General features: G+C 70.6%; 24 protein-coding genes. 11 read left to right on the top strand and 13 right to left on the bottom strand.

Annotated features, from left to right (window positions below; genetic code table 11):
- Window positions 1-55 precede the first annotated feature (55 nt).
- From OHA88_RS35090 to OHA88_RS35080, 3 genes are all read right to left on the bottom strand, one after another.
- On the bottom strand, window positions 56-343 hold the full coding sequence (locus tag OHA88_RS35090) for a hypothetical protein (RefSeq protein ID WP_328628461.1): 288 nt from the start codon (window positions 341-343) through the stop codon (window positions 56-58).
- Window positions 344-391: 48 nt separating this feature from the next.
- Window positions 392-700 carry a hypothetical protein gene (locus tag OHA88_RS35085; protein WP_326602724.1) on the bottom strand — a complete coding sequence of 103 codons (309 nt, stop codon included), beginning with the start codon at window positions 698-700 and terminating at the stop codon, window positions 392-394.
- Window positions 701-972: 272 nt separating this feature from the next.
- Window positions 973-2,628, bottom strand: a complete 1,656-nt coding sequence (locus tag OHA88_RS35080; protein ID WP_328628460.1) for an FAD-binding dehydrogenase — start codon at window positions 2,626-2,628, stop codon at window positions 973-975.
- 201 nt (window positions 2,629-2,829) lie between these two features.
- Between OHA88_RS35080 and OHA88_RS35075 the strand changes: the two genes are divergently transcribed.
- The 4 genes from OHA88_RS35075 to OHA88_RS35060 all read left to right on the top strand — a co-directional run bounded on the left by OHA88_RS35075 (window position 2,830) and on the right by OHA88_RS35060 (window position 5,071).
- Window positions 2,830-3,723 (top strand): DMT family transporter, encoded by an 894-nt coding sequence (locus OHA88_RS35075; protein WP_328628459.1) that lies wholly within the window; start codon window positions 2,830-2,832, stop codon window positions 3,721-3,723.
- A gap of 92 nt (window positions 3,724-3,815) precedes the next feature.
- A complete protein-coding gene (locus tag OHA88_RS35070) occupies window positions 3,816-4,358 on the top strand; it encodes an NUDIX domain-containing protein (protein ID WP_328628458.1) in 543 nt (180 codons plus the stop codon).
- Window positions 4,359-4,367: 9 nt separating this feature from the next.
- The gene (locus tag OHA88_RS35065; RefSeq protein WP_267006017.1) at window positions 4,368-4,763 is read left to right on the top strand and encodes a YidH family protein; all 396 of its coding nucleotides are present in this window, start codon (window positions 4,368-4,370) and stop codon (window positions 4,761-4,763) included.
- Window positions 4,760-5,071 carry a DUF202 domain-containing protein gene (locus OHA88_RS35060; protein WP_328628457.1) on the top strand — a complete coding sequence of 104 codons (312 nt, stop codon included), beginning with the start codon at window positions 4,760-4,762 and terminating at the stop codon, window positions 5,069-5,071. The genes OHA88_RS35065 and OHA88_RS35060 overlap by 4 nt, the downstream gene beginning before the upstream one ends.
- A gap of 18 nt (window positions 5,072-5,089) precedes the next feature.
- On the opposite strand, the gene OHA88_RS35055 is transcribed toward OHA88_RS35060, so the two are convergent.
- Window positions 5,090-6,025 carry an NADP-dependent oxidoreductase gene (locus OHA88_RS35055; RefSeq protein ID WP_328629865.1) on the bottom strand — a complete coding sequence of 312 codons (936 nt, stop codon included), beginning with the start codon at window positions 6,023-6,025 and terminating at the stop codon, window positions 5,090-5,092.
- Between the two features lie 159 nt (window positions 6,026-6,184).
- Complete coding sequence (locus OHA88_RS35050; protein ID WP_328628456.1) at window positions 6,185-7,474, bottom strand: glucarate dehydratase family protein; 1,290 nt, start codon at window positions 7,472-7,474, stop codon at window positions 6,185-6,187.
- A gap of 152 nt (window positions 7,475-7,626) precedes the next feature.
- Here OHA88_RS35050 and OHA88_RS35045 point away from each other — a divergent pair, with 152 nt between their 5' ends.
- Both OHA88_RS35045 and OHA88_RS35040 read left to right on the top strand, forming a co-directional pair.
- Window positions 7,627-8,649: a phosphotransferase family protein gene (locus OHA88_RS35045; protein ID WP_328628455.1), complete on the top strand. Its 1,023-nt coding sequence runs from the start codon at window positions 7,627-7,629 to the stop codon at window positions 8,647-8,649.
- Window positions 8,650-8,656: 7 nt separating this feature from the next.
- Window positions 8,657-9,871, top strand: coding sequence for an acyl-CoA dehydrogenase family protein (locus tag OHA88_RS35040; RefSeq protein WP_328628454.1), 1,215 nt, complete (start codon window positions 8,657-8,659; stop codon window positions 9,869-9,871).
- A gap of 195 nt (window positions 9,872-10,066) precedes the next feature.
- Here the strand turns inward: OHA88_RS35040 and OHA88_RS35035 are convergent, their stop codons facing one another.
- Genes OHA88_RS35035 through OHA88_RS35025 form a run of 3 tightly spaced genes read right to left on the bottom strand, consistent with a single transcriptional unit; the run spans window position 10,067 to window position 13,141 of the window.
- Window positions 10,067-10,660, bottom strand: coding sequence for a TetR/AcrR family transcriptional regulator (locus tag OHA88_RS35035; protein ID WP_030918241.1), 594 nt, complete (start codon window positions 10,658-10,660; stop codon window positions 10,067-10,069).
- Window positions 10,661-10,697: 37 nt separating this feature from the next.
- Window positions 10,698-12,380 (bottom strand): AMP-binding protein, encoded by a 1,683-nt coding sequence (locus OHA88_RS35030; RefSeq protein WP_328628453.1) that lies wholly within the window; start codon window positions 12,378-12,380, stop codon window positions 10,698-10,700.
- On the bottom strand, window positions 12,377-13,141 hold the full coding sequence (locus OHA88_RS35025) for an SDR family oxidoreductase (protein WP_326602737.1): 765 nt from the start codon (window positions 13,139-13,141) through the stop codon (window positions 12,377-12,379). The genes OHA88_RS35030 and OHA88_RS35025 overlap by 4 nt, the downstream gene beginning before the upstream one ends.
- 185 nt (window positions 13,142-13,326) lie before the next feature.
- On the opposite strand from OHA88_RS35025, the gene OHA88_RS35020 reads away from it, so the two are divergent.
- Window positions 13,327-14,604, top strand: coding sequence for an exo-beta-N-acetylmuramidase NamZ family protein (locus tag OHA88_RS35020; RefSeq protein ID WP_328628452.1), 1,278 nt, complete (start codon window positions 13,327-13,329; stop codon window positions 14,602-14,604).
- A gap of 83 nt (window positions 14,605-14,687) precedes the next feature.
- Here the strand turns inward: OHA88_RS35020 and OHA88_RS35015 are convergent, their stop codons facing one another.
- Window positions 14,688-17,516: a penicillin acylase family protein gene (locus tag OHA88_RS35015; RefSeq protein WP_328628451.1), complete on the bottom strand. Its 2,829-nt coding sequence runs from the start codon at window positions 17,514-17,516 to the stop codon at window positions 14,688-14,690.
- Window positions 17,517-17,776: 260 nt separating this feature from the next.
- Between OHA88_RS35015 and OHA88_RS35010 the strand changes: the two genes are divergently transcribed.
- Complete coding sequence (locus tag OHA88_RS35010) at window positions 17,777-18,388, top strand: hypothetical protein (protein ID WP_328628450.1); 612 nt, start codon at window positions 17,777-17,779, stop codon at window positions 18,386-18,388.
- A 33-nt stretch (window positions 18,389-18,421) separates the two neighbouring features.
- Here the strand turns inward: OHA88_RS35010 and soxR are convergent, their stop codons facing one another.
- Window positions 18,422-18,895, bottom strand: a complete 474-nt coding sequence (gene soxR, locus OHA88_RS35005; protein ID WP_328628449.1) for a redox-sensitive transcriptional activator SoxR — start codon at window positions 18,893-18,895, stop codon at window positions 18,422-18,424.
- Between the two features lie 149 nt (window positions 18,896-19,044).
- On the opposite strand from soxR, the gene OHA88_RS35000 reads away from it, so the two are divergent.
- Window positions 19,045-19,506 carry a MaoC family dehydratase gene (locus tag OHA88_RS35000; RefSeq protein ID WP_328628448.1) on the top strand — a complete coding sequence of 154 codons (462 nt, stop codon included), beginning with the start codon at window positions 19,045-19,047 and terminating at the stop codon, window positions 19,504-19,506.
- Window positions 19,507-19,531: 25 nt separating this feature from the next.
- Here the strand turns inward: OHA88_RS35000 and OHA88_RS34995 are convergent, their stop codons facing one another.
- From OHA88_RS34995 to OHA88_RS34985, 3 genes are all read right to left on the bottom strand, one after another.
- Window positions 19,532-20,155 (bottom strand): TetR/AcrR family transcriptional regulator, encoded by a 624-nt coding sequence (locus OHA88_RS34995; protein WP_267006002.1) that lies wholly within the window; start codon window positions 20,153-20,155, stop codon window positions 19,532-19,534.
- Between the two features lie 83 nt (window positions 20,156-20,238).
- On the bottom strand, window positions 20,239-20,529 hold the full coding sequence (locus OHA88_RS34990) for a YiaA/YiaB family inner membrane protein (protein ID WP_267006001.1): 291 nt from the start codon (window positions 20,527-20,529) through the stop codon (window positions 20,239-20,241).
- An 86-nt stretch (window positions 20,530-20,615) separates the two neighbouring features.
- Window positions 20,616-21,767: an acyl-CoA dehydrogenase family protein gene (locus OHA88_RS34985; protein WP_328628447.1), complete on the bottom strand. Its 1,152-nt coding sequence runs from the start codon at window positions 21,765-21,767 to the stop codon at window positions 20,616-20,618.
- A gap of 66 nt (window positions 21,768-21,833) precedes the next feature.
- Between OHA88_RS34985 and OHA88_RS34980 the strand changes: the two genes are divergently transcribed.
- Together OHA88_RS34980 and OHA88_RS34975 are read left to right on the top strand one after the other, a co-directional pair.
- A complete protein-coding gene (locus OHA88_RS34980) occupies window positions 21,834-22,508 on the top strand; it encodes a TetR/AcrR family transcriptional regulator (RefSeq protein WP_267005999.1) in 675 nt (224 codons plus the stop codon).
- Window positions 22,509-22,522: 14 nt separating this feature from the next.
- Window positions 22,523-23,242 (top strand): ArsR/SmtB family transcription factor, encoded by a 720-nt coding sequence (locus OHA88_RS34975; protein ID WP_326602746.1) that lies wholly within the window; start codon window positions 22,523-22,525, stop codon window positions 23,240-23,242.
- Window positions 23,243-23,257: the final 15 nt, after the last annotated feature.

Below are 23,257 nucleotides of genomic sequence, written 5' to 3'. Positions count from 1 at the left end.
GCCCAGCCGCCGTCGAGGCACTCAGCAGGGCCCTGGCGCGCCGCTGTGCCGTGGGTCAGCAGAACCAGCCGTCCTGCACCCAGCCGTGACGGTTGATGTCGCCGTAGGCGAACCCGTACACCCAGCCACTCTGTTTGCTCTCCACCGTGAAGGTCTGCCCCTTGTAGAGGGTCCCGGTCCAGGCCCCGCCGGGGTCCGTGCGCACATACAGGTCCTGTGCGCATACGGTTTCACGTCGGCCGATGGTGCCGTTCGCGGCCTGGGCCGGCCCGGCGGCCATGAGCAGGCCCGCAGTCAGGGCTCCCACGGCTGCGACTGCTCGGACGGTGCGGAGTGCGGGCATGACGAGTCCTTCCGGAGATCGGCGTGCGGTACGACGTTCGGGACTGCGTCACCAGGAGCCGTAGCCGCCGAGGCATTCATTGCGGACGTAGCCCCAGTCGCCCTTGCCGAAGTCGAAGGTGGCGGCCCAGCCGTTGTAGACGGGGTGGGCGCCGCGGGTGTGGCCCACCTTGTTGCCGTAGCCCAGGACACGGATCAGCCCGGTGGGCCCGGAGGAGCTGTCGTAGTTGGCGTAGAAGCTCGCGCTCTGACACACGATCACCGCGTGCTCGGGCGGCACCACCGCCTGCGCGGGCGCCCCCATGGCCAGCACGGCGGCGGATGCCGTGGCGACGAGCGCCTTGGTCACGATCCTCATTGCTCATCCTCTCCGGTCACGCGGGAGATCCGGTCTGCGAGCGGGGCTTCGTTCCGTGCGTGGAAGGTGGCGCGTGGCGCGCGACCCTCATACGAGGGGGCGCCGGTTGAGGTGCGCGACCAGGATGACGCCCCGTGGTCTATGCGGGTAGACCCCAGGACAGAGAATTTACATGCCCATGACATTTCCACAGCCATCGCCGCACCGGCGTCGAGAACGGCGACCCCGTGGGCCGGCCGGAACCTCTCCGGACGGCCCACGGATCGGAGCCCTCAGCCGACCGCCTCCGCCGCGGCCCGGCCCGCCGCCCGCCCGGAGAAGATGCAGCCACCGAGGAACGTTCCTTCGAGCGAGCGGTAGCCGTGCATCCCGCCGCCGCCGAAGCCTGCCGCCTCCCCCGCCGCGTACACACCGGGCAGGGGTGTGCCGTCCTCCCCGAGCACCCGTGACGACAGGTCCGTCTCCAGGCCGCCGAGCGACTTCCGGGTCAGGATGTTGAGTCGTACGGCGATCAGCGGACCGGCCCCGGGGTCCAGGATGCGGTGCGGGGCCGCCGTACGGATCAGCTTGTCGCCGAGATACGTGCGGGCGCCCCGGATCGCCGTGATCTGGAGGTCCTTGGTGAACGGGTTGGCTGTCTCGCGGTCCCGCGCGGTGATCTCGCGGCGCAGCTCCGCCACATCGATCAGCGGTTCGTCGGTGAGCGCGTTCATGCCGCGGACCAGTGATTCGAGGTCCTTCTCGACGACGAAGTCCACGCCGTTGTCCATGAACGCCTTCACCGGTCCCGGCACGTCCGCGCGCGCCCGGCCGATCACACCGCGGATCGACTTACCGGTCAGGTCGGGATTCTGCTCCGAGCCGGAGAGCGCGAACTCCTTGCCGATGATCTTCTGGTCGAGAACGAACCAGGTGTAGTCGTAGCCCGACCTCATGATGTGCTCGAGGGTGCCGAGCGTGTCGAAGCCGGGGAAGAGCGGCACCGGCAGCCGCTTGCCGCGGGCGTCCAGCCAGAGCGAGGACGGTCCCGGCAGGATCCGGATGCCGTGCTTGGCCCAGATGGGGTTCCAGTTCTCGATGCCCTCGGTGTAGTGCCACATCCGGTCGCGGTTGATGTGGTGGGCGCCCGCCTCCTCGGTGATGCCGAGCATCAGCCCGTCGACGTGGGCGGGAACCCCGGAGAGCATCTTCGCGGGCGGGGTGCCGAGCCGTTCGGGCCACTGCTTGCGTACGAGGTCGTGGTTGCCGCCGATGCCGCCGGAGGTGACGATCACGGCCTGGGCCTTCAGCTCGAAGGCGCCGGTCGCCTCGCGGCTGCTCGCGGTGCCGCGCTGGGCGCCGCTCGGTTCGAGGAGTTCACCGGTCACGGTGTCGATCGCGCCCGCGCTGCGGCCGAGGCCGGTGACCCGGTGGCGGAACCTCAGCTGTACGAGCCCCTTGGCGACGCCCTCGCGGACCCGGCGCTCGAAGGGGGCCACGACACCGGGGCCGGTGCCCCAGGTGATGTGGAAGCGGGGTACGGAGTTGCCGTGGCCGTTCGCGTCGTAGCCGCCACGTTCGGCCCAGCCGACGACGGGGAAGATCCGCAGTCCCTGGGCGTGCAGCCAGGACCGCTTCTCACCGGCCGCGAAGTCGACGTACGCCTCGGCCCACTTCCGTGGCCAGTGGTCCTCCTTGCGGTCGAAGCCGGCCGTACCGAGCCAGTCCTGGAGGGCCAGTTCGTGGCTGTCCTTGATCCGCATGCGGCGCTGCTCGGGCGAGTCGACGAGGAAGAGGCCGCCGAAGGACCAGTGCGCCTGGCCGCCGATCGACTGCTCGGGCTCCTGGTCCAGCAGGATCACCGTGCGGCCCGCGTCGACGAGCTCGGCGGTGGCCACAAGACCCGCGAGCCCTGCCCCGATCACAATCACATCAGCGTCGTACGCCATGGTTTCCATCCTTGTCGGGGCGAGTCGGGGCGAGTCGGGGTCCGCGAGGGAGCGCCGGAAGTTACTCGTGCGTCAGATCTTCGGCACCGGCCGCTGCGGCGTCAACCGCCCGGTCGGACGCGCTCCGGCCGCATCCTCCCCCCGGAGGCGCTATCGTCGAAACAAATCACCCTCTCCTGGCCGGACTTGAGGTAGAGAAGCGTGTCGGTGCTGGTGCTCGTACTCGCCGTGAGCGCCGCCTGCTGTCTGGGATTCGGCTTTGTCCTGCAGCAGGCCGCCGCCCGGCACGCCCCGAGGAGGGACTATCTCTCCCCCCGGCTGCTGCTCGACCTGATGCAGGTGCGGAGCTGGCTGGCCGGGATCGGCCTGATGGTCAGCGGCATGGCGCTGGGGGCGCTGGCCCTGGGCAAGGGCGAGGTATCCGTGGTCGAGCCTCTCCTGGCGACCAATCTGCTCTTCGCCATGGCCCTGTCGCGCCATCGCACCGGCCAGCGGCTCGGCCGACAGGGCTGGGCCGGGCTCTGGCTGCTGGCAGGCGGTGTCACCGCCTTCCTGCTGGGGGGCCGGCCGCAGGGCGGCGAGACGATCACGAACGCACTGCGGCACTGGCTGGTGGTCGGCGTGGTCGTGGGCATAGCCCTGCTGCTCACCACCTTCGCCAAACGCTCGCAGCACGGAGCGGCCCCGGCGCTGCTCGCGGTGGCGGCCGGGCTGCTGTACGGCCTCCAGGACGCACTGACCCGGATGAGCGGGGAGGTGCTGTCGGACGCGGGGTGGACGGCACTGGTGACGAGCTGGCAGCCGTACGCGGTGGTGGTGCTGGGCGTGACGGGGCTGATCCTGGTGCAGAGCGCGTTCGAGACGGCGCCGCTGCGGATGTCGCTGCCCGCGCTGACCGCCGCCCAGCCGCTGGCCGGGATCGCCTGCGGGATCGGTTTCCTGGGCGACCAGGTGCGCACCGATGCGGGCGCGCTGGCCTGGCAGGCGGCCGGGCTGGTGGCGATCGTCGTCGGGATCGTGCTGCTGGGACTGCACCCGGCGATGCCGACGGGCCACGACCACCACCGCCGGAAGCGCAGCCTGCAGCCGCACTGACGGGCGGCTCGCCGGGCGCGCGGTTCATGCGTCCACCCCGCCCGGTTCCGGACGATGATCCCCGGTTCCGGAGGTGAGGTTGGATGGGCTGCATGACTGCTGCTGACGAAATTCTGGACATCGTCGACGAGAACGACGAGGTCGTCGGTCAGGCCCCGCGCGGCGAGGCGACCGCGCGGGGCCTGCGCCATCGCTGTGTCTTCATCGAGGCCAGGGACGCCGAGGGCCGGCTCTTCGTGCACCGCAGGACCCCGACCAAGCTGGTCTTTCCCTCGCACTACGACATGTTCGTCGGCGGGGTGGTCGGCGCGGGCGAGTCGTACGACGAGGCGGCGCTGCGCGAGGCCGAGGAGGAGCTCGGTGTCACGGGACTCCCCCGCCCTGAGCCGCTCTTCAAGTTCCTCTACGAGAGCGCGGAGCACACCTGGTGGTCGCACGTGTACCAGGTGCGGTGCGAGCTGCCGGTGAACCCGCAGGTGGAGGAGGTCGCATGGCACACCTTCCTCACCGATGACGAGCTGACGGAGCGGCTCGGCGACTGGCAGTGGGTGCCGGACGGCCTGGAGACGTATCGCCGGCTGCGGGAGTACCGGGCAGGCCGGGCCCCGGCAGGAGACCGGCAGAGCGCTGGTTAGGGTTCGGACGTGAACGACTTCGTACAAGGTCTGAGGCTGTGGTTCGCGCCGGAGCGGATCCGTGACGAGGGCGACACCCCCGACTACCGCTTCTCGCTCGCCAACGAGCGCACCTTCCTCGCCTGGATCCGGACGGCTCTGGCGCTCATCGGCGGCGGCTTCGCCGTCGACCAGTTCCTGCCGGAGCTGGCTTGGGGGGTCCGGACGGGGCTGGCGCTCGCACTGCTGGCGGCCGGTGTGCTGTGTGCGCTGCGGGCGGTCAACCACTGGGTGCGGTGCGAGCGGGCGATGCGGCGCGGCGAGGACCTGCCGGTCTCCCGCTTCCCGGCGCTGCTCGGACTTGCGGTCGCCGTCGTCGCCGTCTCCATGGTGGTGGTGGTCGTCTTCGGCTGGGAGAGCCGTTGACGGCCGCCGTCCGGGACCCCGGGCTGCAGCCCGAGCGGACCAGGCTGGCGTGGCGGCGTACCACCCTGTCCTGCACGGTGGTGGCTCTGCTGGCCGGCAGGCAGGCCCTGCACAACGGTGCGACCCCGGCCGGATTCGTCGCCCTGTCGCTGAGCGTGCTGGCCTGGCTGGGCTTTCTGCAGGTGGCGCACCGGCGGGTGCGCGGGATGGCGACCGCGCAGCCGCGACCGCTGTCGCCGCGCGGCGCGCTGACGGCGGCGGTGTGCGCGGTGGCGCTCGCGGTGTTCGCAGCGGCGATGATCTTCTGAGGGGACGTGTCGGGGCCGTCAGCTGTCCCAGGGGACGGTGACGACGATCTTCCCGCGGGTGCGCCCCTCCTCGTTCAGCCGGTAGGCGTCCGCGGCCTGTTCCAGCGGGAAGGTGCGGTCGACATGGACCGAGATGACGCCCTGCTCGGCCAGGGCGCTCAGCTGGGCGAGGTCGTCGGCGTCGGGCCGTACGAAGGCGTAGCGGCCGCCGTACGAGAAGACCTCGCCGTCCGCGATGGACACCAGCCGGCCCCCGGGCTTCAGCACTTCCGCGGAGACACGCAGGGCCTCGCCGCCGACGGTGTCGAAGGCGGCGTCGACCCCGTCGGGGGCCAGGGCCCTGATCCGGTCGGCGAGCCCTTCGCCGTACGCCACCGGCTCGCCGCCGAGCTTTCGCACATGGTCGTGGTTGTGGTCGCTGGCGGTGCCGATGACGCGGGCGCCCGCGTGCCGGGCGAGCTGGACGGCCAGTGAGCCCACCCCGCCCGCGGCCGCGTGGACCAGCACGGTGTCGCCGTCCTGGATCCGCAGCGAGCGGTGCAGCACCTGGTACGCGGTGAGACCGGCCAGCGGCAGGCCCGCCGCCGCCTCGAAGCTCAGGCTGAGCGGCTTGCGGGCGAGGGTGCGCACGGGGGCCGCGACGTACTCGGCAAAGGTGCCGCGGGACAGGAAGTCCTCCCGCACATAGCCGATGACCTCGTCGCCGACAGCGAATTCGTCGACGGCGATACCGGGCTGTACGACGACTCCGGAGACGTCCCAGCCGGGGATCACCGGAAAGACGGCCTCCAGTCCTGACTGGAGATGGCCCTCCCTGGCCTTCCAGTCGACCGGGTTGACGGCCGCTGCCCGCACTTTCACCAGCACACTGTCCGGGCCGACCTTGGGGTCGGGCCGCTCGCCGTACTCCAGGACCTCTGCCCCGCCGTACCTGCTGTAGCTGATCGCCTTCATCATCCGACCATCCGGGCTGCTCAGGCCGGACGCAACTCAGACGGTGAGGGCCTCGGACGGCCGCCGCGGCGTGGGCGGTCCGTGGCCGGACGCCGGCCCCGGATCAGGACCGCGTCGGCGGCCTCCCGGCACCTGGTCCACCCCCGGGCCGTCCCGGGCTCACCAGCGCGGGATGGCCGGCGTCACCCACTCCGGCTCGGCCTTGCGCATGGCCGCCGCGTCGTCGCGCTCGCGCATCGTGCCGTCGTCGGCGAGCCACCGCCGGTGCAGTACGGCCAGCCGTTCCCGGTCGAGTTCGACGCCGAGCCCCGGGGCGTCGGAGACGGTCAGCCGGCCGTCCTTGAACACATGACGGGTGGTGATGACGTCCTCGGTCTGCCAGGGGTAGTGGCTGTCGCAGGCGTAGTCGAGGTTGGGGACGGTGGCCGCGACGTGGGTCATCGCGGCGAGGCTGATCCCCAGGTGGGTGTTGGAGTGCATGGAGAGTCCGACTCCGAAGGTGCGGCAGATCCCGGCCAGCTCACGGGTGCGGTGCAGGCCGCCCCAGTAGTGGTGGTCGGAGAGCACGACCTGGACGGCGCCGCGGGCGAACGCCTCCGGGACCTCGGCGAGGGTCGTGACGCACATGTTCGTGGCGAGCGGTACATCGGTGCCCGCGGCGACGGCGGCCATCAGGTCCGTGCCGGTCGCCGGATCCTCCAGATATTCGAGTACGTCCTTCAGCTGCTCGGCGACGTACAGCGAGGTCTCGACGGACCAGGCGCCGTTCGGGTCCAGCCGCAGCGGCTGCCCGGGGAACGCCTCGGCGAGGGCGCGGATCGCGGCGATCTCCTGGTCGGGTTCGAAGACGCCGCCCTTGAGCTTGAAGGAGGAGAAGCCGTACTCGCGGGCGAACCGACGCGCCTGGGCGACGACTCCGGCCGGGTCGACGGCCACACCCCAGTCGTCCTGTTCGCCGCCCTCGGGATGGGCGGCCCAGCGGTAGAAGAGGTACGCGCTGTACTCGACGCTGTCGCGGACCCTGCCGCCGAGCAGCGCGTGCACGGGCAGGCCGAGGGACTTGCCCAGGGCGTCCAGGCAGGCGACCTCGAAGCCGGAGACGACGGAGAGCCGGAGCTTGCCGGAGGTCTGGACGCCGCGCAGGCCGCCGGCTTCCACGCGCGCGTCGGCGGCGCGTGAATCACCGCACACCTCCTCGGCGAGGGCGAAGAGGCCGTTCAGATCGCTGACCGAGCGGCCGACCAGGGCCTGGGCGAGCGGCTCGGCGAGTTCGAGGTACTTGCCGTCCCCGTAGGTCTCCCCGATGCCGGTCGTCCCACCGCGCGTGATCACCTCCACGATGAGCCGTGGGGTGTACGGCTGGTGGACGCCCTGGGTGTTGAGCAGCGGCGGGTCGGCTATGAGGATCGGGGTCAGCCGGACTTCGTCGATCAGCAACGCAGTATCCATACGTGAACCATATTCAGAGACAAGATCGGGCGCCAGACTCCGGGACCACTGGAACCGGAGTCCGCACCGGGGAATCCGGGAGTTCACTGGACGACATACCGACTGGTCGGCATCATGAGCTTCGACGTCTTTTCACCCCGGAGGTGCGCACGATGAGCTCAGTCCACCCGCCAGGTCTCGACCTGGACCGGCTCCGCGGATATCTCGACCGCGAGCGGCCGGGTCTGGTGAACGGACCGCTCGAAGCCCGTCTCATCGAGGGCGGTCGCTCCAACCTGACGTACATCGTCACGGACGGCACCGGCCACTGGGTCGTCCGCCGGCCGCCGCTCGGCCATGTCCTCGCCACCGCGCACGACATGAAGCGCGAGCACCGGGTGATCAGCGCACTGCATCCGACAGCCGTGCCGGTGCCCGAGCCGGTGCTGCTCTGCGAGGACGATTCCGTCATCGGGTCGCCGTTCTACCTCATGGAGTACGTCGAGGGGACCCCGTACCGCACCGCCGAGCAGCTCGCCCCGCTCGGCCCCGAGCGCACCCGGGCGGCCGTCCTCGGACTGGTCGACACACTGGTGGAACTGCACGCGGTGGACCCCGAGTCCGTGGGGCTCGGCGACTTCGGACGCCCCGAGGGCTTCCTCGACCGGCAGCTGCGCCGCTGGGGCAAGCAGCTGGACGCCTCCCGCAACCGCGAACTGCCCGGCATCGACGAGCTGCACGCCGCGCTCGGGCGCGAACTGCCCGTCTCCCCCGCGCCCACCGTCATCCACGGCGACTACCGCCTGGACAACGTCCTGATCGGCTCGGACGACGAGATCAAGGCCGTCCTCGACTGGGAGATGTCGACGCTCGGCGACCCGCTGACCGACCTCGGCCTCCTGGTGATGTACAGCTCCGATCTCGGTCTGCCCAGGTCCCCGGTCTCCACCACCAGCGGCGCGGCCGGCCACCCCACCCCCGCCGAACTGATCGAGCGCTACGCCGCCCGCTCCGGCCGGGACACCTCCGCCATCTCCTGGTACACGGCGTTCGCGTGGTTCAAGCTCGCCGTGATCCTGGAGGGCATCCACTACCGCTACACCCTCGGCCAGACGGTCGGCGCCGGCTTCGACCGGATCGGCGATCTCGTCCCCGTCTTCATCGAGCACGGCCTCACCACCCTCCAGGAAGGCTGATCAGCCCATGGATTTCGCATTCGACGCCCGCACGGAAGAGCTGCGCACCAAGCTGCTCGCCTTCATGGACGAGCATGTCCTCCCGGCCGAGAAGATCGCGGACGAGCAGCGCGCACTGCTCGCCTCCCCGTGGGACACCCCGCAGGTCGTCGAGGACCTGAAGGCGGAGGCGCGCAAGCAGGGCCTGTGGAACCTCTTCCTGCCCGACGCGGAGTACGGCGCCGGGCTGACCAACCTCCAGTACGCTCCGCTCGCCGAAATCACCGGTCGGTCCCCGCAGTTGGCACCGACCGCGCTGAACTGCGCGGCGCCGGACACCGGGAACATGGAGGTGCTCTTCCAGTTCGGCACGGACGAGCAGAAGAAGCAGTGGCTGGAGCCGCTGCTCGCCGGTGAGATCCGGTCGGCGTTCGCCATGACGGAGCCCGAGGTGGCCTCGTCGGACGCGACGAACATCGAGACCCGGATCGTGCGGGACGGCGACGACTACGTCATCAACGGCCGCAAGTGGTACATCTCCGGGGCGATGAACCCGGACTGCCGGATCTTCATCGTGATGGGCAAGACCGACCCGGACGGCCCCGACATCCGCCGCCAGCAGTCGATGATCCTGGTCCCGCGTGACACGCCCGGCCTCGAAGTGCGGCGCGCGATGCAGGTGTACGGGTACGAGGACCACTACCACGGCGGTCACGCGGAAGTCGTGTTCACCGATGTGCGGGTGCCCGCCACGAACCTGATCGGCGAGGAGGGCGGCGGCTTCGCCATCGCCCAGGCGCGTCTCGGCCCGGGCCGGATCCACCACTGCATGCGGCTGATCGGGATGGCCGAGCGGGCCATCGAGCTGATGTGCAGGCGGGCGGTGTCCCGTACGGCCTTCGGCAAGCCGCTCGCCCAGCAGGGCGTCGTGCAGAACTGGATCGCGGACGCGCGGGTCACGGTGGAGCAGTTGCGGCTGCTGGTGCTGAAGACGGCGTGGCTGATGGACACCGTCGGCAACCGGGGTGCGCACACGGAGATCCAGGCCATCAAGATCGCCACCCCGCGCGCGGTGGTCGACATCCTCGACCAGGCGGTGCAACTGCACGGCGCGGGCGGCGTCAGCCAGGACTTCCCGCTGGCGGAACTGTGGGCGGCGGCGCGGACGCTGCGGCTGGCCGACGGGCCCGACGAGGTGCACCAGAGGTCGCTGGCGCGGCGCGAGATCAAGCGGTACCTGTAGGCGGTGGCCGGGGCGGGCGGTGGCCGGGTGCGTCCGGTTGCCGCTTCCGCCCTCGAGCGCCGGACGGGCTCGACGGTGCCGCGCGGGCATCACAGGACCGTCCGGCGATGGAGGACGAACGGCTCGACCACGGGCGGGGAGGATCAAGCCCGCCCGGCGAGTGAGGACGGAGCGGCAACCACCGCGCCCCGGTTCCTACGGCCGCAGCGCGCGCAGCAGCAGGTCGGCCAGATGGTCGGCGACCTCCTGCTGGCTGAGCGGGCCGTCCGGGCGGTACCACGTCGACAGGTGGTGCACCGAGCCGAAGTGGTAGTCCACCACCAGATCCGCCGGCGTCGCCGTCGAGAACACCCCGCTCTGCTGCCCTTCTTCGACCAGCGCCCGGAACCGCTCGTGGTAGCGGCGCCGCTCCACCCGCACCTGCTTGTTCTTCTCCGGGCTCAGATGGTGCATGGACCGGAAGAAGATCGACGCGTCGTCGAGGTTCTCGATCGTCGTGACGACGACATCCGCCGCCGCGTCCCGCAGCCGCTGCTCGACCGGCGCCTCGGCGTCGGCGAAGGCGTCGAGCCGCTCCTGCTGGAGCCGCAGCACCCGGGCGTAGACCTCCTGGAGGAGATCCTCCTTGGACCCGAAGTAGTGGTACAGCGCCCCCTTGGTGACGCCCGCCGCCTCGACGATCTCCTGGACCGACGTGCGGTCGTAACCCTGCTCGGCGAAGAGCCGGGTGGCGGCGGCCAGCAGCCGCTGCGGGACCGGGGCATCGTTCCCGTCCGTCGTTCTGGCCATTGCCGCCACCTGCCTTCCGTACGATGTGTCCGCTGCTCTACTGCGCTGAACGCAGTTCCCGCCTGAGGATCTTCCCACTTGCCGTCTTCGGGAGTTCAGCCAGGATCTCGACCTCGCGCGGGTACTTGTAGGCGGCGAGCCGCTCCTTGCAGTACGCGCCCAGCTCTCCGGGCTCGACCACCGCACCGGGCCGCAGGCTGACGTACGCCCGGACGGTCTCGCCGCGGTAGGCGTCGGGGACGCCGACGACCGCCGCCTCCCGTACCGCCGGGTGGGTGTACAGGACATCTTCCACCTCACGCGGCCAGACCTTGAAGCCGGAGGCGTTGATCATGTCCTTCTTGCGGTCGACGACGTACAGCCAGCCGTCGCGGTCCATGAAGCCGATGTCGCCCGTCCGCAGCTCACCGTCCGGGAAGGCGGCGGCGGAGGCGTCGGGCAGCCGCCAGTAGCCGGAGACGACCTGGGGACCGCGGACGGCGATCTCGCCCTGTTCGCCGAACGGCACCTCCTCGCCGTTCTCGTCGAGGATCCGGACGATCGTGTCCGGGCCGGGAACGCCGACGGAGAGCGTCCCGGAGACCGGGTCGACGGGGGCTTCCCGCTCGGGCGGTACGGAGGCGCAGGGCGCGGTGCACTCGGTGAGGCCGTAGCCGTTGCGGATGTACGGGCCGAAGCCCGCACGGAACTTCTCCACGAGCGCGGGCGGCAACGGTGCACCACCGGAGGAGATCACCTGGAACGAGGCGAAGTGCTCACGGGTCACGTCGGGATGGGCGGCGAGCGCCATGAAGGCGGTCGACGGGCCGACGGTGTACGCGGGGCGGTGCTCGGCGAACGCGTCGAGCACGACACCGGGATGGAAACGGTACGCGAGGACGAGGGTGCCCGCGTTGGTGAGACAGGCGGCCAGCTGGCACACCATGCCGGTGATGTGGAAGAGCGGGGCGAGCGCGAAGTACGAGGAGCCCTCGGCGACCGGGTGTCCGGTCCGCTGGCGCTCGGCGTTGACCATGATGTTGCCGTGGGAGTTCATGGCGCCCTTGGGGGTGCCGCTGGTCCCGGAGGTGTAGCTGATCAGCGCCACGTCGGCGGCGGTGAGTTCGCGGTCTTCGGGGGCGGCGAGCCCGCGGCGGGCGACGGCCACCAGGTCGTCGGCGTCCTCGGGGGCCGGCAGCCGCTCGAAGTTCAGGACCCGGTCGTCGTTCTGGCTCTGGAGGTCGAGCTCGCAGGCGGTGACGGCGATCCGTACGGTCGCGGCGGCGGCCGCGGTGTCCCGCAGATACGACTCCCACGCCCGGTCCGCGCAGATCAGCGCGGTGACCTCGGCGTCCTTCAGTACGTGGCCGACCTCGCCGGACTTGTACATCGGGTTGAGCGGGACGACGGTCGCCCCCGCCTTCCAGGCGCCGAGCAGCGCGAGTACGAACTGCGGGGAGTTCTGCAGCATGATCGCGACCCGGTCGCCGCGCTCCAGGCCCTTCGCGGCGAGATGACCGGCCACCGAGTCGGAGAGCGCATCGGTCTCGCGGTAGCTGAGGCGCCCGTCGAAGTAGGCGAGCGCCGGGTGCTCGGGGGCGCGGGCGACGGAGGCGCGAAAGGCGTGCACCACAGTCTCGGCGGGGCTGACGGGAGCCCGCTGGGCCTCGCTGAGCAGGGAGATCCAGGGTTTTGCCGCGTAGCCGGACCCGGTGTCGGCGTCGGTGTTGGACTCGGTCATGCGCCGGTCTCCTCCCACTTCTGCTGAAGGTGGTTCATATTGGCGAGCCAGTGGTCGGTGTCCTTGGTGCGCGCCCGGTAGTAGCCGGCGACCTCGGGGTGCGGCAGGACGAGGAAGCGGTCCTCGGCCATGGCGTCGAAGAGCGCGTCGGCGACGGCCTCCGGCTCGATGGCGCTGGGGGCGAGCACGAGCTCACCGGCCGAACCCGCGGCGGTGAGCATGTCCGTACGTACGCCCTGGGGGCAGATCGCGTGGACCTTGACGCCGCGGTGGCGGTAGGTGAGCGAGAGCCATTCGGCGAAGGCGACGACCCCGTGCTTGGTGACGCTGTACGGCGCCGCGCCGATCATCGTCAGCAGCCCGGCGGCGGACGCGGTGGAGACGAACCGGCCGCTGCCGCGCTCCAGCCAGTCCGGCAGCAGCGCCCTGGCCGCGCGGACGTGGGCCATCACATTGACGTCCCAGGCCGCCGCCCAGACCTCCTCGTCGGCGAAGACGTCGCCGGGCGAGGCAAGGCCCGCGTTGGCGCAGTAGATGTCGACGGTGCCGTCCAGGGCGTCCCGGGCGGCGTCCACGATCCGTGAGGCGTCACCGGCGACGGCAGTGCCGCCGATCTCCTCGGCAAGCGTCTTGATCCGGGCCTCGTCGAGGTCGTTGACGACGACCCTGGCGCCTTCCGCGGCGAATCTGCGGGCCAGAGCGGCGCCGATGCCGCCTCCGGCTCCGGTGACCACTACGCCCGCGCCCTGCACCGTACTCATCGGGTCCCGCCTCTCTCAGCCGACTTCCTCAGCAGACTAACCAGTCGGTATGTCGTCGGGGAAGGGGGCTGGCCCGGGTTGTCGCCACTCCTGTCACAGCAGTCGCGTCCGGCTCGTTCCGCGGAGCGCTTGCGCGCGCTAGCGTGCGTGACCATGACAGTCGGAGCGATCATGGAGGTAGCCGAATGAGCCTGTCCAGACGTGGTTTGCTGGCCGCCGGCAGTGCGGTGGGAGCCCTCGCGGCGACCACTGCAGGAACCGGGACCGCGGCAGCGGGACCCGTGCCCGGGAAGGGGCAGGGCGCCGGGCGCAACCGGCTCCTCACCGGGTTCGACCGGCTGGCCGCGGACGGCTACGCACTGCTGAAGGGGCAGAAGGTCGGGGTCGTCACCAACCCGACCGGGATCACCTCCGATGTGCGCCACATCGTCGATGTGATGCACCCGGACGAGCGGGTGAACCTGATCGCGGTCTTCGGACCCGAACACGGCTTCCGCGGCACCGCGCAGGCGGGCGGTTCTGAGGGGCGCTACGACGATCCGGCGACCGGACTCCCCGTCTACGACACGTACTTGAAGAGCGGGCAGCCGCTCGCCGATGTCTTCACCGCGTCCGGCGTGGACACGATCGTCTTCGACATCCAGGACGCGGGCGCACGCTTCTACACGTACATCTGGACGCTCTACGACTGCATGCAGGCGGCGGCGCTCGCGGGCAAGCGGTTCGTCGTGCTGGACCGGCCGAACCCGGTGACCGGGCGGGCGGCGCTCGGGCCGGTCCTCGACCCGGCGTTCTCGACCTTCGTGGGGCGCCGGGAGATCGCGCAGGCGCACGGCATGACGGTCACGGAGCTTGCGCTGCTCTTCAACGCGGAGTTCCTGGCCGACCGGCCGGTCGAGCTGGACATCGTGAAGATGTCGGGATGGCGGCGCTCGGACTTCTTCGACGAGACCGGACTGCCGTGGGTGCCCCCGAGCCCCAACATGCCGACGCCGGACACCGCGCTGGTGTACTCCGGGACCTGCCTCTTCGAGGGCACGAACCTCTCCGAGGGACGCGGCACCACGCGGCCGTTCGAACTGCTCGGCGCGGAGGGCATCGACCACCGGTGGGCGGCGGCCGCGAACGCGCTCGACCTGCCCGGAGTCGCGTTCCGCGAGGCGTACTTCGCGCCGACGTTCTCCAAGTTCCAGGGGAAGACGGTCGGCGGCGTGCAGCTGCATGTGCAGGACCGGGAGGTCTTCGACCCGGTACGCACGGGGATCGCTCTCCTGGTGACGGCGAAGCAGACGTGGAGCGGGTTCGCGTGGCGCTCGGACAACTGGATCGACAAGCTCACCGGCAACACGCGGGTCCGCACGATGATCGATGCGGGCGCGGACACGGATGAGGTGGTGGGCGCCTGGGCGGCGGATCTCGCCGCCTTCCGGGCGGTACGCAAGAAGTACTTGCAGTACCGGTGAGGCGGACCGGGCGGGTCCGAGGGTTCGGACCCGCCCGGCGAACCGGTTCCGTCCCCGAGCACCGGACGGAGAGGGATCAATGCCTACCGGTGGCTGGGGAACTCCACCACCTGCTGATACGTCGGGCGGTTCTGCCAGTGGATCGCCTTCTGGCTGATTCCGCCCAGCGCACGGTGGATGATCGAGTCCGTGCACCACTGCTCGCCGGCCCCGCAGCTGTCGTCACCGGGGTAGACCTCGGTGGCCGGTTCGGACGCCGCCCGCTTCAGGGAGGCGAGCAGGGTGTCCCGGCAGCTGCTCAGGTCTCCGTTTCCGCAGTACGTCCTGGCGAGCGGCCCCTTGACCGGCCGGCCGAGGACCTGGCGCAGATCCTTGTCCACAAAGCCCCACCAGCCGTACTGGAACGCCGATCCGCTGTGCGCCCCGCTCGGGCCGTGGCTGGCCGCCGGTGACTCGTCGGTGGCGAGAGCGGCGGTCAGCGTCCCGTACAGGCTGTCGCCCAGACCCGGCTCGAACTCGGCCTCGACCAGCTTCGGCCACCACGCGTCCATGATCCGCACCGCGTCCGCGTCGGTGTACGTGTGCGAGCCGGGGCTGCTTTCCCTGCGCTGCGCCCCCGAAGCCCGCCAGGACTCCAACTGCTGGATGACCGAGTTCAGTTCCGGGTCGGTGACCGGCCGGGAGCGGAGCACCTGCAGCAGTTCGGGCAGCACCTGCTCGCCGCGCAGGTCGGTGAGCGCGGCTTCCGCCATGGCCCGGGTGAGCGAGGCGCGGGTGACGCCGCCCTGCTCCACCAGCTTCGCCACCCGGTCGTCGAGCAGGTCCGCCCGGTGCACCGCGCCGAGGCCGAAGCCCGCGGAGGCGTACCCCTCGGCCTGCTTGTTGTTCCAGGAGACGTAGTAGTCCTGGCCGCTGGAGTGCGGGTGCGCGGCGAACGGGGTGTAGGCGGCGGTATTGGCGACCGGGTCGTAGCCCTGCCATTCGTACGCTTTCTCGGCCTTGACGGGCAGGGCCGGGTCGACGCCCGCCGCGCGCACCGGGTTCATGCCGCTGTTGTAGTAGGCGGCGGTGCGGGAGTCGGCGTAGAACCAGTTGAAGGCGTAGTCGATGTTGCTCGCCGCCTGCTGGAAGGAGGCGGCGTCCTTCACGTACGCAGGGTCGTTGAGCATCTGGAAGCCGACGATCGAGTCGGCCTCGTGACGGTAGGTGGTGCGCAGCGAGGTGTACGCGACGGGCTTGCCGCCCACTGTGGCGCGATGGGTGACGATGCCGTACGCGGTCCGCCACACCTGCATCCGGTAGGAGCCCTTCGCCGTGGAGTCGGCGACGGTCGGCGCCCAGGAGTTGGTGCGCTCCAGCTTCTCCATCGCGGTGCAGGTGCCGTGGTGGAGGTAGTGCGTCGAGTCCTTGGTGGGTGCGGAACCGTCCGGCTCGCACAGCTCGATGGCGTACGTGTCGGTGATGTCCTGGCCGGCCGAGGTGGCGCTCCACGCGTAGTCCTGGCCGCGGCCCATCTGGACGTACATGCCGACACCGGCGAAGGCGACCCCGCGGGCGCTGATGCCTGGGCCCTGGAGCTCCTGGAGCATCATCAGCTGCGGTGCGAAGTAGCCGGTCTGCGGGCCGAAGACGGCGATCGGGTTTCCGCTCGCGGTGTGCTTGCCGGAGACCAGCAGGGCGTTGGACATGCCGCGCTTCTGGGCGCCGGAACCGGAGCCGGGCAGCGAGCCCTCCGGGATCACGCCGTCGTCGTAGATGCCCTGGGCCTTCCTCAGCGCGGCCGGGGCCTTGACCGGGGCCTTCCTGTCGGTGCCCGCGGAGCCGGTGCGGTCGTGGACGAGCGGCTCGGGGGTGACCGAGCCCGGATCGGGAAGGGCGGTGCCGCGCGCCTGGGCGGGCTTGCCGGCGTAGGGGAAGGAGGTGCCGTCGTGGATGGTCAGCACGGCCTCGGGGTCGTTCCGTTGCCGGAACGACTCCCAGACCTTGGTGCCTTCGGCGACCCCGTACTTCTGCTGGGCGGACAGCAGCGAGAGCGCCGCCTGCACCTCGCCGCCACCGCCGCCACCGAACTGACCGCCGACGACCGAGGCGATCGAGATCAGGTCGGTCAGCTTGAACGGCTGGATCTCACCGATGTTGGTGATCGCGTCGATCTTGCCGGTGAGGACGTACTCGCCGGGGAAGTAGCGGCCCTTCTTGGACTTGTCGCGGTACGCGTTGATGCCGTCGACATACGCCTGCGCGTCGGCCATGGCCTGCTCACCGCGGGCGCCCTCATGGGTCCTGATGTACGCGACCTGGGCTTCGAGATCTGCCTCGGTGTACGGGGCCTGCGGCCAGAACTGCTGCTCAAGCCCCTGGTTGGCGAGTGCGCCACCGGCGAACGAGGTCAGTTCGCCGCGCCCGATGTGCCGGAAGAGGTCCATCAGCCAGAGCCGGTCCTGCCCGGCCGCATAGCCGGCGCCGAACTGGGTGCCGTAACGGGTGGTGCCCTTGATGTGCGGGACGCCTGACTTCCTGTCGCGGGTGATGGTGACGTCGTCGCGAGGCGAGGTGACGGACTCGACCTGGTCCTTCGGCACGCCGAACGAGGCGTCGTTGAAGAAGTCGGTCAGCTTCTGGTCGGTGAGTCCGGTGTACCCGGCCACCAGGCCGTTGTAGCGGTCGAGTTGGTCGTCGCTGTGCGCGGGGTGCGTACCGAACGCCTGGTTGCCGAGAATCTCGACGAGCGTGGCGTTGCCGTTCTCGCCGGGCGGCAGGATGTCGTCGCACTGCCCCTGGCAGTGGTCGGCGACGGGGACGGGTTCCGCCGCCACGGCGCCGGACTGCGGCGAGGCTGCGAGGAGGGTGGTACCGAGGGTGAGAACCGCCGCAACGGTGGCGGCTCTGAACTTGGCGGTGCGTGGGGGCATGCGTGCTCCTCCGGGAGGCCGATGCGCCGGAGGTTACTGGCGGTACGACCCGTCGGTAAGGTGAGCATCGGTCACCTTTTCCGAATCGCCACATGACGCCGCGTCCGAGCCGGATTCGAGCCGCGCCCGGGCCCGTTCGAGGTGCATCCGACGAGGCCGTCTCGGCCAATGGACGCGAATCGCCTTTCGATGGAGCCGAATCGGGCAGTCGTACGTCCATCCCTTGACGCCGAAGTACGAGCGACGGAGGTGGCAGTGCGATGGCCGGTTTCCGCAGTCTTGCGAGACAGGTCCGCGATCCGCGGAGTGACCTGGCGCTGCGGCGGTACTCGCTGCGCAAGTGCCTGGAGAGGTTCGCCCCCTACGGTCACCGGGCGACCTGGCACCATCTGTGTGCCCGGCACTGGATCGAGCCCGAGGACCGGGCCCCCGACCCGGTGCGACTGGTGCACGCACTGGAGGAGTTGGAGGAGGCCCGGGCCGTCTGGCTCGGGTACGAGGCGGGGTTCGCCGAGCGCCGCAGGCGGGAGAAGCACGATGGGCTGCGCCGGCCGGGCGCGTTCGACGACTGGCACCGGCGCACCTGGGGCGGGAACGGGGTGGCGCGCTGCGACGATCCGGCGGTCCATCCGTCCGCACCGCTGGGCGAGGTGCTGGGCCGGCTGATCGCCGCGCTGGAGTCGGAGCCGGGCACGACCTGCCCGGTGTGCACGGGGACCGGGATCGTCTGGCGCCAGGAGCTCAGCCACCAGCCGTGGTCGGGGCCGGTCTGCACGGGCTGCGGGATCGTGGTGCCGCAGCCCGTGCTCACGCCGGGGGCGCTGGCGAGGGCGCGGCGCATACGGACCAGGAACCTGACGTCCGCGGCATGAGGAGCGCCCGCTCCGCCCCGGCCCGCGACTCGCCTACCGGCAGTCCGCCGAGCGGCGCTCCGGCATCAGCCGGGACCCGCTGATCGTGTCCCCGGAGATGTCGTTCGGGTTGGAGAGCACACATGTCTCCAGCGACAGACAGCCGCAGCCGATGCAGTCGGTGAGATGGTCGCGCAGCCGGCCCAGCTGCTTGATCCGCTCGTCGAGTTCGGAGCGCCACGCCTCGGACAGGCGCGCCCAGTCGTCGCGGGTCGGGGTGCGCTCCTCGGGGAGCTCGGCCAGCGCGTCGCGGATCGTGGCCAGCGGTATGCCGACCCGTTGCGCCGCACGGACGAAAGCGACCCGGCGCAACGCATCCCTGCTGTAGCGGCGCTGGTTGCCACTGGTGCGGCGGCTGCTGATCAGGCCCTTGGCCTCGTAGAAGTGCAGGGCCGAAACGGCGGCGCCGCTGCGCGCGGAGAGCTGGCCGACCGTGAGTTCATGGAGTGTCTGTGGGATCTGGGGCACCCCTCGAACCCTACGTGCACTCCTCCGGGCCGGTCCGTCGTTGACAGGAACGCCACACCCAACCATGCTGAGCAAGCGCTTAGACAGTAGTGATGAATGACGGATGCATGACGATGCACGGTCGAGAGCGGGAAGGCAGGACCAGGGACATGGCAGAGCCGAGGATCTTCACGTCCGCGCAGGAGCTGCGCGACGGGGTGGGCGAGCAGCTGGGGCACAGCGAATGGCTGGAGATCGACCAGAAGCGGGTCGATCTCTTCGCCGATGCCACCGGGGACCACCAGTGGATCCATGTGGACCCGGAGCGGGCCGCGGCCGGCCCGTTCGGCACGACGATCGCGCACGGCTATCTCACGCTCTCGCTGCTTCCGGCGCTGGTCCCGCAGATCATGCGGGTCGAAGGCATGAAGATGGGCATCAACTACGGCACCAACAAGGTCCGTTTTCCGGCCACCGTGCCGGTGGGTTCGCGGCTGCGGGCGACGGCCGCCCTCAAGAGCGTCGAGGAGGCGGGCGGCGGCGTCCAGGTCACCGCCGTCGTCACGGTCGAGCGCGAGGGTGGCGACAAGCCGGTCTGCGTCGCCGAGTCGGTGTCGCGCTACTACTTCTGAGCCCGCGGAACTGTGCCCGGTCGCGCTACCGCTGGGCCGCGACCATCCGCAGGACGAGGTCGGCGTAGAGCGCGCCGACCTCGTCGGGCGTCCGGCTCCCCTGCGCGCTGAACCAGCGCGCCACATCGATGCAGAGCGAGAGCACGGCCAGCGTGGTGCCCGGGATGTCGGGGACGTCGAACTCCCCCGCCTCCACGCCTTCACTGATGATCCGGCGGATCACCGCGTCGCTCTTGCGCCGCAGCGCGACGATCTCGGTGCGGTGCTCCGGGCCGAGGGCGTCGAGTTCGTACTGGACCACGCGGGCGGTGGTGTGCCCTTCCGCGTGCCAGCGGACGAAGGACCGCACGGCGTGGGCGAGCCGCTCGGACGCCGTGCCTTCGCTGTCCGCGGCCGTCTCCAGGAGCAGCAGGGCGCGGTCGTGGCCGATCCTGCTGATCCGGTGGAGCAGCTCTTCCTTCGTCTTGTAGTGGATGTAGAGCGCGGCAGGGCTCATGCCGGCGCGGCCCGCGATGTCACGGGTGGTGGTCGCGTGGTACCCGCGCTCGGCGAAGGCGTCGACGGCCGCGACGAGGAGCCGTCTGGCCGCCTCGGGCGTCACCTCACCCCACGGCGTACTGTCGCCGCCGGTATCCTCCGCCGTGCTCATCGTCACCGACCCCTTCCGTTCACCAGGACGCACACCATACCCCGAACCTGAGCAAGCGCTTAGGGGTCCGGCGGCTGAGGGCGTCAGAGCTTCTGGAAGGGGTCGTGCTCGGCGAGGATCTTCTCCAGCCGGGCCTGGTCGACCCGGCTGATGAGCTGCCCGGCCTCCTGACGGTCCCGGATGACCTTGGCGAGGGTGAAGCAGGACGTGACGAGATAGAGGACGCCGACGGCGAGGAAGCCCCGCACCCAGGCGTTCGCGTCGAGGAAGTAGATGCCGAGGGTCACCGCGCCCATCGCCACCCCGAAGGATGCGACGGCCTGTCCGTAGAAGGCCGCGGTGCTCTGCTGCTTGACCGATGTCGTCTCACTCATGACGGACAGCATCGGCCGCTGCGGCGCCCGGCACATCCGGCCCCGTACTCAGTCCCGTACTCAGACGCCCGTTCGGGTGGAACGGCTCAGAAGGCGGAGACACCCGTCAGCGCACGGCCGATGATCAGCTTCTGGATCTGGCTGGTGCCTTCGTAGAGCGTCATCACACGGGCGTCGCGCAGCAGCTTGCCGACCGGGTACTCGTCGATGTAGCCGTAGCCGCCGAAGACCTGGAGGGCGTTGTTGGCTGCGCGGACGGCGGCCTCGGAGGCGAAGAGCTTCGCCTTGGACGCCGCGGTGCCGAAGTCCTCGCCGCGGTCGATCAGGTCGGCGACCCGCCAGGTCAGCAGCCGCGCGGCGTCCACGTCCACCGCGATGTCGCTGATGAGTTCCTGGACGAGCTGGTAGCTCGCGATGGACTTGCCGAACTGCTCGCGTTCGCCCGCGTAGCCCACGGCGGCGTCGAGGGCGGCCTGCGCGATGCCGACACAGCCGGCCGCGACCGACATCCGGCCCTTGGCGAGCGCGGACATGGCGACGGAGAAGCCCTTGCCCTCGGGGCCCAGGAGCGTGGTGGCGGGGACGCGGACGTCCTCCAGGACCACTTCGGCGGTGGCCTGGCCGCGCAGACCGAGCTTGCCGTGGATGGTGCGGCGGGTGAGGCCGGGGGTGTCGGTGGGCACCAGGAAGGCGGATATGCCCTTGTGGCCGGGGGTGTCGTCGGTGCGGGCGAAGAGCAGTACGACGTCGGCCCAGGTGCCGTTGGTGATGAACATCTTGGTGCCGTTGATGACGTACGAGTCGCCGTCGCGGACGGCCTTCGTCGTCAGGTTCCCGGCGTCCGAGCCGGTGCCGGGCTCGGTGAGGCCGAAGCAGCCGATCGCCTCGCCCGCGGTGAGCCGGGGCAGCCACTGCCGCTTCTGCTCCTCGTCGCCCCAGGTGGCGATGGTCTTGGCGACCAGGCCCAGGGAGACCGAGACGATGCCGCGGACCGAGGAGTCGCCACGGCCGAGTTCCTCGGTGACCAGGCAGTACGCCAGGTGGTCGCCGCCCGAGCCGCCGTACTCCTCGGGGACGGTCAGCCCGAGGAAGCCGAGGGAGCCCAGCTCCTTGACGATCGACCTGTCGACATTCTCGGCGCGGTCCCACTCGACGACATGCGGGGTGATCTCGCGGGCGACGAAGTCCTTGGCGAGCTGCCGGACGGCTTCCTGCTCCTCGCTGAGCTCCAGGTTCATCCTTCGGTTCTCCCACTTTTAATTAGCACTGCTAGTTTTTCGTTCGCAGGCCCTACTATGTGCCGCATGGCCCGACCGCGCAAGCCCCTCCTCAGCAGAGACCGCATCGTCGAGGCGGCGAGCGCGCTCGTGGACGCCGAGGGGCTCGACGCCGTCTCCACCCGCCGGCTCGCGGCCGAACTCGGGGTCAGCGGACCCTCGCTCTACAACCACTTCCGCAACAAGGACGAGATCCTGGACGCGGTCGCGGACGCCGTGTCCGCTCAGGTCGATCTGTCGATGTTCGACGAGTCCGACGACCGCGACTGGCGAGCCGCCCTGCACGACTGGGCGGTCTCCTATCGTGCGGCGCTCACCGAGCACCCGCACATCGTCCCGGTGCTGGCCCAGGGCCCCGGCCGCCGTCCGGCCGGGCTGCGGGTCGCCGACGCGGCGTTCGGTGCGATGGTCCGCGCCGGCTGGCCGCCCGCCCAGGCCACGTACATCGGCGCACTGATGCGGTACTTCATCACCGGCTCGGCACTGGGCTCGTTCGCGCGCGGCTTCGTCGACGACGAGACGGCGTACGACCCCGCCGACTATCCGCACCTCGGCCAGGCCCATCTGCTGGCCGACCGCCGTCAGCAGGTCGACGAGGGCGCGTTCGAGACCGGGCTGCGGGCGTTGCTCGACGGCCTCGCCCTGCAGTACGAGCAGGGGCCTGCCGCGGACACGGTTCGGCCGGCGCCGAAGCATTCCTGACGCATCCTGGGTACATGGCACGCATGGCACCCCACGACCCGGCCGCACCCCGCCTCGCCGCCCTGGCCGCCCTCCTCGCCGACGAGACCCGGGCCTCCTTCTGTCTGGCCCTGCTCGACGGCCGCGCCTGGACGGCGGGGGAGCTGGCGCGGTACGCGTCGGTGGCTCCGTCGACCGCCAGCGAACATCTGGGGAAGCTGATCGCCGGGGGCCTGCTGACCGAGGAGCGGCAGGGCCGCCACCGCTATGTGCGGCTCGCCGACGAACGGACCGCCCATCTCGTCGAGGATCTCGCCGCCCGGGCCGCACCCGGTGACGGGGAGCGGCCACAGACCCTGCGGGCGGCAAGCACGAGCAGTGCACTGGCCCGCGGACGCACCTGTTACGACCATCTCGCGGGCCGGATCGGCATCGCGATCGCGGACGCGATGACCGTGCGGGGGCTGCTGCGGCAGGACACCGGCTTCGCGCTCACCGACACGGGTCTCGGCTGGTTCGCGGAGCTGGGCATCGGGCTGGACACCGGGACGCGGCGTCCCCTCGTACGCAGCTGTCTGGACTGGACGGAGCGCAGGCCGCATCTGGCAGGGGTCGCGGGCGCCGCACTGTGCAGGCACGCCTTGGACGCCGGCTGGTGCGTGAGGATCGGGTCCGGGCGGGCGGTGAAGGCGACCGGGGACGGGGAGCGGGCGCTGCGCGAGCTGCTCGGAATCGAGCCGGAAACAATTCGGTGAGGGCCGAACCGTTCC

The sequence above is a fragment of the Streptomyces sp. NBC_00353 genome, from assembly GCF_036108815.1.
In the GTDB taxonomy this organism is placed as follows: Bacteria; Actinomycetota; Actinomycetes; order Streptomycetales; family Streptomycetaceae; genus Streptomyces.
This window is presented reverse-complemented; position numbering and strand designations above follow the sequence as displayed.